The organism is Alterotamlana spongicola (genome assembly GCF_035818475.1).
In the GTDB taxonomy this organism is placed as follows: Bacteria; Bacteroidota; Bacteroidia; order Flavobacteriales; family Flavobacteriaceae; genus Cognatitamlana.
In genome coordinates, this window is the sequence record NZ_JAYMGV010000002.1 from 127,813 (window position 1) to 140,063 (window position 12,251).

The window sequence follows — 12,251 nt, forward strand, 5'->3', positions numbered from 1 at the left end:
AAGTGTTATTATTCGGTTGAATCAAGACTTTTAATTAATTTTATTGTGAATATTTCAATAGCAACTCCAGTCGTATCAATAGCATGGCTTTATGAGCATTTAAATGCTGAAAATTTGGTTGTTCTGGATGGTACCATTAATAAAGTATTTGATGTATCACAAAACCAAATACTCCATACCAGGTTTTTTGATATTAAAAAGAAATTTAGTGATGCGTCCAATCCATTTCCAAATGCGTTTCCATCTAAAGAACAGTTTGAAAAAGAAGCCAGGGCTTTAGGTATTAGCGGTAGTCATGCTATAGTGGTTTATGATGATAAGGGTATGTATTCCAGTGCACGTGTTTGGTGGCTTTTTAAAGCTTTTGGATATGATAATATAGCTGTATTGAATGGCGGATTCCCAGCCTGGGAAGAAGCATCTTACCCCATAGAGTCCATGCGTGAATACCAAGGGCCGGAAGGAGATTTTAGGGCAAGTCTTCAGTCAGAACACATGATGTTCTTTGAAGATGTTAAATCGGCTTCAAAAAGCAACACCCATACCATTATTGACGCGCGCTCAGCAGATCGGTTCAATTGTGAAACTCCGGAGCCCAGGGCAGGATTGCGGATGGGAACCATTCCCGGTTCTTTAAATTTGCCTTTTACAGATTTGTTGGAAGGGGGACTGCTCAAACCAAAAACAGAATTAGAGAAAGCTTTTCAGGAATTATCTACAAAAGAAGATGCTGTTATATTTTCATGCGGATCAGGTATTACAGCTTGTATTTTGGCATTGGGAGCTGAGATTTCAGGATATAAAAACATTTCGGTGTATGATGGCTCCTGGACAGAATATGGCTCATTGACAACAGGCGATATGGAAAATCCCAAAACCTGGACCAAGGATGAATTATTGGCTTACATTTTAATATATGTTTCAAACTTAGACCTAAACGAATCCGGAAAAGAGACTGCATATATTTTAAGTCGTGTAGATAAGGAGGTTTATGAACGGGTAAGACGTCAATTTAAAAAAGACAGTGATTATCAAAATATTCAAAAGATTATTCAGGCAGTAAAGGCTCATAACTATTATAGAAATGATTTAGCCGATCTATTTGCTGATATAAAATTGATAGCTTTTGCGGACGGTGATTATGATCTGATGGAGCGGATGCTTTATAGGCATCTAAAAAAGATCCTTAAAGATGGATAAGCTAAGTGTTTCTCAAATTGTATCTAAGATAGAGGCTGGAGAAACGTTTGAAGCAGTATCTCCAGATTATGCTTTTACTATAAAGATTGAGGAGTATGTGCCTTATGCCTGTGCAGCTATACATGACGGGCATCAATTCAGGAAAGAACTTTGGGATAATTGTATTCATACCGAATACGAGCGTTGGTATGAGGAAGACCCGGAAACCAAAACCATGATAAAAACACATCCTATAGTTATTGCCGGTTGTGATTCGCGTTTTGAATATGATTTAAACAGAGCTCCTGAGGAGGCTGTTTTTGAAACCGCATGGGGAAAACAATTATGGTACAAGCCTCTTTCTGAAACCATGAAAACAAAAAGCCTGCAAAAGCATACCAATTTTTATAGAGTGATGCATGCCTTAATTGAGGTATTAGAAACTAAGTTTGGTTTTTGTACGGTCTATGATATGCATAGTTATAACTGGAAACGTTGGGACAGGGAAGTGCCTACCTGGAATTTAGGGACTGTAAATGTTGATAATAAACGTTTTGGAGGTGCTATTGAAGCCTGGAGACAAAGTCTATCAGAGATAGAGCTTCCTAATGCTATTGCATCTACTTCAAAAATCAATGATACCTTTCAGGGTAATGGTTATTTTTTAAAATATATTACCAGGAACTTTAAAAATACCTTAGTTTTGGCTACCGAAATAGCTAAAGTATACTGTGATGAATATGAGCAGATTATATTCCCTGAAGTAGTTGCTACAGTAGAGAAGGCATTAATTGAACGTATTCCGAAGCATGCGCTAAAAGTTTATAATGCGTTTAAAAGTCAGGTATTATGAAGATTGAAAACAATGTTGCTACCAAAGCACTTTTAGATATAGATAAAAATATAGACGAACTGGTTAAACAAATTGAATTGCTTAGCTATGTAAATCCGGTCAATATTGAAGAACAAAAAGAGCGTTTCTTTTCATCAAAATATTTAAAAGCTCCCGTTTTTAGATATCCCGATATCAATTTTGATAAGTTCAAACTTCACAGAAAGTTGTTTACTCAGTCCATTGAGCTTATTGAAGATAGGGAGATAAAGAATTTATATGAAGATATTATTTATGCCTATTCTGGTTTAATACAATGTATAGAGACTATAGGGGACGGAAAAAAATTCTATTACAATTGTTTGCATTGCTTTGGTACACCTACGGAAAAAGATGTTGAAAATGCTAAATTCATTTTACATTTTGAAGACGAAAATAAAGATATACCGGCATTCCAACCCAAATACTCAGCTACAGCATCTGAAGCTCTTTTTAAAGCGTTTTCTAAAAAGTATGATTTTAGTTATAGTATAAAACAATCTGATAAAATATCGGCTATAGCTATGGTATTGAATAATATTAAAACCCTGGTTTTAAATTCAAATCATACATTTTCTGAAAATGAAATTGCGGTTTTAACCAACCATGAAATAGGGGTGCATATGGTCACTACTATGAATGGGATGTTACATCCTTTAAAAATATTTTCCCATGGTTTTCCTAATAATGAAGAAACTCAGGAAGGACTGGCGGTATTTTCAGAATATATGAGTAATAATTTAACCGTTACCCGTTTAAAAGAATTGGCATACCGTGTAATGGCGGTAGATAGTTTAGCTAAAGGCTATTCTTTTTCAAGAACATTCAGGATGCTGAATAATCAGTATGAACTGGATAGGGAAGCGGCGTTTTATATTACGGTAAGAGCTCATAGGGGTGGTGGGTTTACTAAAGATTACCTGTATTTAACCGGGCTTAAAAAAGTGTATGATTATTACCATGCCGGTAAAGATTTAAGCTTATTGTTAACGGGCAAAGTAACCCTGGAGTATGCTAATGAAATTGAGTCGCTTATCAATAAAGGCCTGGCGGTTCCTGCAAAGCATATTACCGATGCCTATATTGAAAATAATAACACCAATACAACCGTAGATTTTATTTTAAGGAGTTTAAAATAGGAGGTACAGAAAATGGATTGTGCGCTTATCGGTTACGTATATGAAATGTTGCTTATTTGTGTGCGAGGATTTTCCGAAGGAAAATCAGAAGCTAGCAAACAAAGCAACTCCCATTGGTTAAGCATAAAATAGCAATTTTTTATATACAATGTTGTAAGTAGTTTTTTAATCATAATCTTTATTAGATTCAGTCGTAAGAATATAAATCAAAACATAATTTAAATAGTTTTTATATTCATCTTTAATTGAAAGGTCATAGTTCAATTCAGAGCTTATTTTTTTATTATTCAATATTCCAATTTCTATATCATTATGAAATATTCTAAGATAAGGATTAGTAATTAAAGAAGTTCTACTTTTTTTAAATTCAAAAACTTCACCATTGGTTAATTCAATCGTTCTTTTTTTAAGAGTCTGAATAATATTTTTAATGTCAGATGTTTGGTCAATTATTTTGAATTCAGTTTTGAAAATCTGACTAATGTGTTTAATTGAAATTATTAAATATTTTTGTCCGTCATAAATATTAATCAAGTCAGGTTTAAACCATTTTTTATTTACATCCGAAAATAATATTATGTTGTTTTCAGAATAGACTTTTAGTCCATCGTTAAATCCACCATTAATTTTTAATTGTATCAAATTCTGTGTTGGTTTTAAATTACTTACAACGTTTAGGATATAAATCCGTTTCAATGATTTATATCTACTGATAAGCGAAGTTAAATTTTAAAAATTTAAAAGTCAATAATTACAACTTGATCTGAAAGGAAAGTTGTTAACAAAAAGAGTTATTCCAAAAACTTGCTCTTTAATTCTGGTGTAGGAATCATGCAAGCTTCTTTTTTACCATACCATTTGTAACGATTTTTGGCAATAAAATCATAGACCCAATTGCGAATAACTGCAGGTACAATTAAAAAGACAGACAGCAGGTTGGTTGGAAACCCTAGTTTTGAAGCTATTTTTAATGCGGCAGTCGATTTATAATAAATACCCTTTTCAGGGTTGTAAAGTATAATAGAATCGATTTGATTCGTGTCTATACCAAATTTTCTAATGATTTGCTTTCCAGTATCACTTTGCAGTGGTGCAAACAAATATACGTTCGCTTTATCGCGTTTTATAACGTATAAAACCGAATGGTTACACAGATTACAAACCCCGTCAAAAAGAATGAGGTTTTTCCCTTTTCCAATAGCAATAGACATAGGACAAAGATACTACTTTAAAAGCTGTTAAGGAACTGGTTTAAATCAATCTCTTTATTCAAATTTAATTTCTTTTTAAGCTTGTATTTGGCGTATCAGTCCAAATCAGGGTTTCAAATAAATAAACCGACATCCCTAAATAGTTTTTATAATGCAGTCGGCTCCAAAAGTTGTAGATTCAACAACTTGGTGTTGGCTGTTTTGTAGTGATATAGATAGAAATTTAGGTTAGAGATACATTTTAATGCTTAACCGCTTCTACCAATTCTAATTGTTCCAGGCTAACATTGGTTGTAAATATACCGTAATTTACAACCGCTTTATTTTTTTCAATTTTATCAATACTACCAATGGCCCGGCCATCTTCCATTCTAACACGATCACCTACCTTTAGAGCAGGTTTTGGTTTAGAAGGCGCTTCGGCAGCCTTTTTCTTTTCGGCTTTTTTCTTTTTTCGTATAAGGTCTACTTTCTTTTCAGCGTCTTGCTTTACCTTGTTTTCTTTTGCTTTTATGGCTTTCTTTTGTTTGGCCGATACCTTTTTTCGTTTAGAATTTTCTATTTGAACAAGCTTAAAGAGGTCTGCCATCAATTGACGTTTTTGCTTGTTTTCAAAATATTTCTCCGAAATATCATTGACTTTTTGCCCCAGATAAATCAACCGTTGATTGCTGTCATATAACTCCTGGTAATCCTCAAGCTTCTTTTGGATTTTCACGTTTATTTCTTCAAGTTTATCGGCTTCTTCTATCTTCTTTTTTTCATTGAGCTTTAATGATTGTCCGGTTTTTTCTAAGCGAGAGCGTTCTTTTTGAAGTTTGGCAATAGTAGCATCAAACCGTACTTTACTACGTTCAATTTTCTTTTTAGCTCGATTTATTAAGCTATAGGGGATTCCATTTTTTTGAGCAACTTCAAACGTAAAACTGCTTCCGGCCTGACCCACTACCAATTTAAACAGGGGCTCCAAAGTACGTTCGTTAAACAACATATTGGCATTAAGCATATGTGGTAACTCATTGGCTAAAATCTTTAAATTGGAGTAGTGTGTAGTTATAATACCAAATGCTTCACGATGATAGAACTCCTCTAAAAACGTTTCTGCCAGTGCACCACCTAATTCGGGATCTGAACCTGTACCAAATTCATCAATTAAAAAGAGTGTGTTTTTATTGCACTTCTTTAAGAAATAATTCATTTGTTTTAATCTGTAGCTATATGTGCTTAAATGGTTTTCAATAGATTGGTTGTCGCCAATATCGCTTAAAATCCTATCAAATAAACAGGCCTTACTGCGCTCATGTACCGGAATCAACATACCACTTTGTAACATAACCTGAAGTAAGCCAATGGTTTTTAACATAATACTTTTTCCGCCGGCATTGGGACCTGAAATAACAATAATTCTACTGTTTTGTTTAAGTTCAATAGTCTGTGGAAAGGTTTTTTTGTTTATTTCCAGGTTGGTTAAATATAATAAAGGGTGATAGGCATCACGTAAAAACATGCTTTTGTCCTCTGAAAATTCAGGAAGAATAGCATTCATGGATTTGGCATATTTCGCTTTGGCAGAAATAACATCCATATTAATTAAAAACGTTTGATAGTTTGTCAGTAAGGGGGAAAACGGGCGAATATAATCAGTAACCTCTTTTAAAATACGAATAATTTCTTCATGTTCTTCATATTCTAAATTATTGAGTTCTCTGGTGTGTTGTAATGTGGTTTCCGGTTCAATATAAACAATACTACCGGTTTTGCTACCTCCCATTATTGCGCCCTTAACTTTTCGCCTATACATAGCTTTTACAGCCAGTACACGCTTATTATCCACCACAGATTCCCTGATGTCATCTAGGTAATCCAGATTGTGGTACATGTTAAGTGCAGTACTAAAACTGGCATTGATTTTGCCTTTTATCTTGTTAATGGACTGTCTTAAGTCGAAAAGGAGAGGAGAAGCATTGTCTTTAATATCTCCAAACCGGTCAACTATAGCATCAACTTTTTCAATTAAAACTTTTGTAACCTCAATATGTGATGCAAACTGGTTTAAGTTGGGATAGTATTCCTCAAACTTTTTTAAAAAAACAACTATAGTATTAACGGTAAGAGACATGGCAACTATTTTTTTTAGCCCATGAACTTCTAAAAAAGTGTTTTCTATATTTAAAAGCTTGATTTCCTTAGTAATAGTGTCAAAACTATGGTTTGGAATTCTATTATCATTATCAAAGGAAGAGCTATATTCATTAGTGAGGTCTAATGAAAAAAGTAGTTCCTCTTTAACTTTAAAAGGAACTATCTTTAGTGTCTCAGCATGACCTAATGGGGTAATGCAAAGCTCACTTACCTGCTGCAACACGGTTTGAAATTCTAAATCTTGTAATGTTTTTTTATGAATATTAATCATGCTCTACTATCACTGCTTGGATTCAAGAAGCGCAAAGTTAATCAATAAGATTGAGATGATTTGCTATGTTAAAATCTTCTTAAGAATTAGTTAATTAACAGTTTATGGGATTTGTTTAACAAAATCATAACACCAGCGGGATTGATTTCTCTATAACTTGAAAACATAATCAACAAACCACTATTAATATGAAAACTAACGTGATCTCCTTTTTTATGTGTTTAATGCTTTTACTTAGTTTAAACACAAATGCACAATTAAAAACCCCTCAAGGCAGTCAGAAAGCAAAAGTATCTCAAGTAGTAGGTATTTCGCATGTTACCATTAAGTATTCCAGACCTAGTGTTAATGACCGGGAAATCTGGGGTAAATTAGTGCCTTATGGTATGAATAACCTGGGGTTTGGTACAGCTAAAGAATCGCCCTGGAGGGCAGGAGCAAATGAAAACACAACTATTGAGTTTTCAGACAATGCCAAAGTTGAAGGGCAGCCTATAAAAGCCGGTAAGTATGGATTTCATATAGTTGTTAATGAAGATGACTCGGCTACTTTAATTTTTTCAAAGAATAATTCAGCCTGGGGGAGCTATTTTTATGATCCGGCTGAAGATGCTTTGCGTGTTGATATTAAAACCAGGCAAATTGCCCATACAGAGTTGTTAACTTTTGATTTTATTAAGGTGGATGCAAACTCGGCAGTTGCTGCTTTGAATTGGGAAAAAAAACAGTTTCCTTTTAAAGTAGAATTTGCGGTTTCTGATATTGTGTTGGCAAGTTTTAGAGAACAGTTTACAGGACAAGCTGGTTTTACAAGGCAAAATTGGGAACAGGCGGCCAATTACTCACTTAATAATGGTGGGGATTTAAAAGAAGCTCTTGGTTGGATAGACGGAGCTATAGCCGGTCAGTTTTTCAGTCAGAAAACATTTAATAACCTTCAGGTAAAATCGCAAATATTAGAAAAACTAAATAAAAGTGCTGAAGCCGAAAAAATCATGGAAGAGGCTTTAGGGTATGCTACTATTTTTCAAGTTCATCAATATGGGAGAGCTTTGATTAATAAAGGGAAAAAAGATAAAGCTTTAGGTGTTTTTAAAATGAATGCCAAAAACAACAAAAACACCTGGCCTGTTCACTATGGTTTAGCTAGAGGATATTCTGCTTTAGGCGATTATAAAAAGGCGTTATCTCATCTAAAATTAGCCTTAAACAATGCCCCAAATGATGCTTCCAAAGGACGGGTACAAACCAATATTGAAAAACTGGAAAATAATCAGGATATAAATTAAAAATCACATCAATCAATCTACAATCAGTTTTTAAAGCTCAGCCTCAGTATCAGGCTGAGCTTTTTAACTTATATAATTCCAGATATTTCTGTATTTGCTAAGTTGTTTGTACGTGTTTAAGATGATCTTATGCTCTGAAAGGCTGAGAGTAGGGTCTATCTTTAAAATATTTTTGGCATGATACCTGGCGTGTTGTAGGATGTCATTATCCTTGATAATATCTGCAATCTTCAAATTTAATACCCCGCTTTGTTGAGTCCCCATAATATCTCCCGGTCCACGTAAGCGAAGGTCAACTTCAGCAATCTCAAAGCCATCATTGGTTTTTACCATGGTTTCTAGACGTGTTTTACTGTCGTTGCTAAGTTTATGTCCGGTCATTAAAATACAATAGCTCTGTTCTGCTCCTCTGCCCACACGTCCGCGTAACTGATGTAATTGTGATAAACCAAAACGCTCTGCACTTTCAATAATCATTACAGAGGCATTTGGAACATTTACGCCAACTTCAATGACTGTGGTGGCGACCATAATTTGTGTTTCTCCTTTTATAAATCGCTGCATTTCATAATCCTTGTCCTCCGGTTTCATTTTACCGTGAACAATAGAAATTTGATAATCAGGCATGGGGAAATCTCTGGAAATACTTTCATAACCATCCATCAAATCTTTATAATCCATTTTTTCGCTTTCCTGGATTAATGGGTAAACCACATAAATTTGTCTGCCCTTTGAAATTTCATCTCTTATAAAACGAAATACATTTAACCTGTTTTTATCGTAACGATGTACTGTTTTTATAGACTTCCTTCCCGGAGGTAACTCGTCAATAATAGAAATATCAAGATCGCCATAAACAGACATCGCTAAGGTTCTTGGAATAGGAGTGGCGGTCATTACTAATATATGAGGTGGAGATGTATTTTTATGCCACAATTTACTTCTTTGTGCTACTCCAAATCGGTGCTGTTCATCAATAATGGCTAACCCTAAATTTTTAAATTTTACTTTATCTTCCAGTAATGCATGAGTACCAATTAACACCTGTAGCTCGCCATTTTCTAAAGATTCGTGGATTTTTTTTCTATTTGAAGTTTTAGTTGATCCAGTGAGTATTTTAATACTGATATTCAATGTTTTACACCATTCTGTTAAACCGTTATAATGTTGAACTGACAAAATTTCAGTCGGAGCCATTAAACAGGCTTGAAAACCGTTGTCAAGTGCCATGAGTATTGACATGAAGGCTACTATGGTCTTTCCGGAACCTACATCACCTTGCAATAACCGATTCATTTGAGCATGGCTTCCTAAATCTGCCCTGATTTCTTTTAAAACCCGTTTTTGAGCATGGGTTAAATTAAAGGGTAAATGGTCTTTGAAAAAGGTGTTAAAATACATGCCAACATGTTCAAAAGGAAAACCTTTAATTTTAGATTTATGCATCAAATTTTTGATAACCAGTTGAAGTTGTATATAAAATAATTCTTCAAACTTTAACCTGAACTGTGCTCTGGAAAGTAATTCAGGGCTTTTAGGAAAATGTATATTAAACAGAGCCGATTGTTTACTTATTAACTTTAACTCTGAACGTAAATTATCGGATAGGGTTTCTGTAAATTTTCCACCAGACTCCATAAACAGCTGTTGCATGATCTTGCTTATGGTACGATTGGTAATTCCTTTATTTGTCAATTTCTCTGTAGAAGGATATACAGGTTGCATGGCAGATCGTAAATTCTTTTCATGCTCTTCAAGTAATTCCAGTTCAGGGTGGGCTATATTATATTTACCGTTAAACCAATTGGCTTTACCAAAGGCTACGTAGGTTTTATTCAATTTAAGACTGTCGCGAATCCATTTTTGACCTCTAAACCAAACTAGCTCCATAGTTCCGGTTTCATCCTGAAAAGTACCAACCAGGCGTTTGCCCCGTTTTTGAGCAACTTCTTTAAAACCGATTATTTTGCCAATAACCTGTACATCAGCATTATTCCGCTGTAACTGGGTGATTTTATAATAGCGTGTTCTGTCAATATATCGGTTTGGAAATAAATTAATCAAATCTTGATAGGTGTGAATACCCAGTTCCTTACGAAGTAAATCCGCTCTATTAGGTCCAACGCCTTTTAAATAATCTATTGGTGTTTGTAGGTTAACAGACATAAAAGCGAATTTAAACAAATCTGTTAAAAGTCTAAGGGCTTATTTTATTCTTAATATTTAGTACGATTACAAATATTATTATTGGTTTTTTAGTTTTCTTTTTAGAAAATATTTAAATCCATTAAAAATTAGCAAATAATTCTATTTCAATAGTTAAATTTGACATTCTTAAAAGATCATAAAGCAAATTTATTGATGAGAAAACTTAACGAATTTATTTGGGAAACACATGGTATTCATGCAGGAACAGAACAAGATCATGTTAAGCATGGTATTGACAAGTTGGAAGATATTATAGATAAAGCCATTGAAGCCGGTAACCCAAGTATTACGTTTATTATTCATTCGCCACGTTTAACAAACTTTAGGTATACTGCTGAAAGGGAGACCAATGTGAAGTTTATTCGCGGAAACAAGTCTTATCTTAACTACCCTAAGCGTATTGCCAATCTTCGCAAAAAGTATACAGGCCAGATAAATATAAAATATGGTGTGGAATTGGAATGGATGGGCCCCGGTTTAGGGTTACAGTGGAGTAGATCTAAGATTTTTCAGGCTGAAGATGCTGATTATGTTATTGGGTCTGTGCATTTTGCTCCTGAAGGATTACCTTATGATGGATCAAAAGAAGAAGCCGAAGCCTTATTGAAATTAAGAGGAAGTCTAGAGGCTTATTGGGATGGGTACTTCAATGAAATGATCCAGATGATTGAATGTTTTGGAGATATGATTCAAATTATTGGTCATATTGATCTACCAAAACTTAATGTTGATATGCCTGAAGCCTTGACAAACTTTGAGACAAGTTCCCATCCTTTGGCCAATAAATTCAGAACCCTTCTGGAATTGATTGCTGATCGTAATCTGTCTCTGGATGTTAATATGGCCGGAAAATTTAAAGGTGTAGGCGTGTATCCTGTGCAAAGTATTTTAAGACGAGCTAATGAACTTCAAATACCGGTATGTGTGGGTACAGATACCCATCATGTGCGTTATTACGGATTAAATTACAGAGAAAGCTTAGAATATATTCAGGAGGCTGGTTATGAGAGTTATGTAAGCTATTCTAAGCTGATTCCTGAGAACCGTACCATTTATGATGATCATGAACTAAAAGTAAAATATACCGTATTAAATAAAGGTATAGAGTTGTTGAATCAACGATTGAATGAATCAGAAAGACGAATTATACCGGATTTTTCGTTTGGAGGATCATTCTTAGAGTTTGTTGATTTGTATAAGAACTCAACAGGAATGGGAGATTATGACGCCATAAGAATCCGTAAATGGGGTAAATCTATAACCGTAACCAATGAAGTTCCAAAGATATCTAAGAATATTGTTAACGGACTATTTTCAGAGCATTTGGATAAACCCGGAGTGATATCTTCACTTTTCAACACTTTGGCATCAGAAGGCATTAATGTAGAAACAGCGCGTTTAAAATCTAATAAAGATGGGACGGCAACTGCGTTTTTGTCAATTGATAGGGATAATGGGAATGTTAAAAATGCCATCGATTTTATTAATGGAACAGATGCCGGTCTTTTTACTAATTTGATCTATAAAGAAAATGCCGTTTTGCCTAACTATAATAGGGAAGGCGTTTATTTATTGGAAATGGACGGTGTGCGTTTAAACTTGGCATTAAGCGAAAAAGTAATTTTGACCAAACATCATAATGCGCCTGGGGTGCTCTTGATCTTGTTATCTGCGTTGGCATCTAAAAATATCAATATTATTGACCTGAGATTAGGGAAACTCAATGATATAGGGTATTCTGCAATTGCAATACATGGAGATTCCAATATTATTAAAAACCTGTTAACTAAGTTAGGAGATCAGTATTATGAAGCTAACCTGATAGAGTTTCACAGTTTTTAATTACTCCAATTCCTAAAAAATATAACGCGCTTTTTTATTTATAAGACGGTATTTTTTCTTTTGTGATAAAGAATTTCTTTATTTTGGATTGATCTTTGA

General features: G+C 34.3%; 9 protein-coding genes. 5 read left to right on the forward strand and 4 right to left on the reverse strand.

Features of this window, described 5'->3' with window-relative positions:
• The first annotated feature begins 45 nt into the window (after positions 1–45).
• The 3 genes from VOI54_RS12930 to VOI54_RS12940 are packed head-to-tail and all read left to right on the forward strand — an operon-like array spanning position 46 to position 3,189.
• A complete protein-coding gene (locus tag VOI54_RS12930; protein WP_326283253.1) occupies positions 46–1,200 on the forward strand; it encodes a sulfurtransferase in 1,155 nt (384 codons plus the stop codon).
• Positions 1,193–2,032, forward strand: coding sequence for an N-formylglutamate amidohydrolase (locus tag VOI54_RS12935; protein WP_326283254.1), 840 nt, complete (start codon positions 1,193–1,195; stop codon positions 2,030–2,032). Before VOI54_RS12930 ends, VOI54_RS12935 begins: the two co-directional genes overlap by 8 nt.
• Positions 2,029–3,189: a peptidase MATCAP family protein gene (locus tag VOI54_RS12940; protein ID WP_326283255.1), complete on the forward strand. Its 1,161-nt coding sequence runs from the start codon at positions 2,029–2,031 to the stop codon at positions 3,187–3,189. The genes VOI54_RS12935 and VOI54_RS12940 overlap by 4 nt, the downstream gene beginning before the upstream one ends.
• Before the next feature lie 165 nt (positions 3,190–3,354).
• Here the strand turns inward: VOI54_RS12940 and VOI54_RS12945 are convergent, their stop codons facing one another.
• From VOI54_RS12945 to VOI54_RS12955, 3 genes are all read right to left on the reverse strand, one after another.
• Complete coding sequence (locus tag VOI54_RS12945; protein WP_326283256.1) at positions 3,355–3,831, reverse strand: hypothetical protein; 477 nt, start codon at positions 3,829–3,831, stop codon at positions 3,355–3,357.
• Between the two features lie 149 nt (positions 3,832–3,980).
• The gene (locus VOI54_RS12950; RefSeq protein WP_326283257.1) at positions 3,981–4,400 is read right to left on the reverse strand and encodes a thiol-disulfide oxidoreductase DCC family protein; all 420 of its coding nucleotides are present in this window, start codon (positions 4,398–4,400) and stop codon (positions 3,981–3,983) included.
• 241 nt (positions 4,401–4,641) lie between these two features.
• Positions 4,642–6,813 (reverse strand): endonuclease MutS2, encoded by a 2,172-nt coding sequence (locus VOI54_RS12955; protein ID WP_326283258.1) that lies wholly within the window; start codon positions 6,811–6,813, stop codon positions 4,642–4,644.
• Positions 6,814–7,001: 188 nt separating this feature from the next.
• Between VOI54_RS12955 and VOI54_RS12960 the strand changes: the two genes are divergently transcribed.
• Positions 7,002–8,102 carry a DUF2911 domain-containing protein gene (locus VOI54_RS12960; protein WP_326283259.1) on the forward strand — a complete coding sequence of 367 codons (1,101 nt, stop codon included), beginning with the start codon at positions 7,002–7,004 and terminating at the stop codon, positions 8,100–8,102.
• Between the two features lie 63 nt (positions 8,103–8,165).
• Here VOI54_RS12960 and recG read toward each other — a convergent pair whose 3' ends face one another.
• Positions 8,166–10,268, reverse strand: a complete 2,103-nt coding sequence (gene recG / locus VOI54_RS12965) for an ATP-dependent DNA helicase RecG (protein WP_326283260.1) — start codon at positions 10,266–10,268, stop codon at positions 8,166–8,168.
• A gap of 195 nt (positions 10,269–10,463) precedes the next feature.
• Between recG and VOI54_RS12970 the strand changes: the two genes are divergently transcribed.
• Positions 10,464–12,152: a histidinol-phosphatase HisJ family protein gene (locus tag VOI54_RS12970; RefSeq protein ID WP_326283261.1), complete on the forward strand. Its 1,689-nt coding sequence runs from the start codon at positions 10,464–10,466 to the stop codon at positions 12,150–12,152.
• Positions 12,153–12,251 lie beyond the last annotated feature (99 nt).

What these genes read in the sequence shown, in the direction of transcription:
- VOI54_RS12935 (WP_326283254.1), top strand. Translation starts at nt 1,193, where the DNA reads ATGGATAAGCTAAGTGTTTCTCAAATTGTATCTAAGATAGAGGCTGGA.
- VOI54_RS12940 (WP_326283255.1), top strand. Translation starts at nt 2,029, where the DNA reads ATGAAGATTGAAAACAATGTTGCTACCAAAGCACTTTTAGATATAGAT.
- VOI54_RS12950 (WP_326283257.1), bottom strand. Translation starts at nt 4,400, where the DNA reads ATGTCTATTGCTATTGGAAAAGGGAAAAACCTCATTCTTTTTGACGGG.
- VOI54_RS12955 (WP_326283258.1), bottom strand. Translation starts at nt 6,813, where the DNA reads ATGATTAATATTCATAAAAAAACATTACAAGATTTAGAATTTCAAACC.
- VOI54_RS12960 (WP_326283259.1), top strand. Translation starts at nt 7,002, where the DNA reads ATGAAAACTAACGTGATCTCCTTTTTTATGTGTTTAATGCTTTTACTT.
- recG (WP_326283260.1), bottom strand. Translation starts at nt 10,268, where the DNA reads ATGTCTGTTAACCTACAAACACCAATAGATTATTTAAAAGGCGTTGGA.
- VOI54_RS12970 (WP_326283261.1), top strand. Translation starts at nt 10,464, where the DNA reads ATGAGAAAACTTAACGAATTTATTTGGGAAACACATGGTATTCATGCA.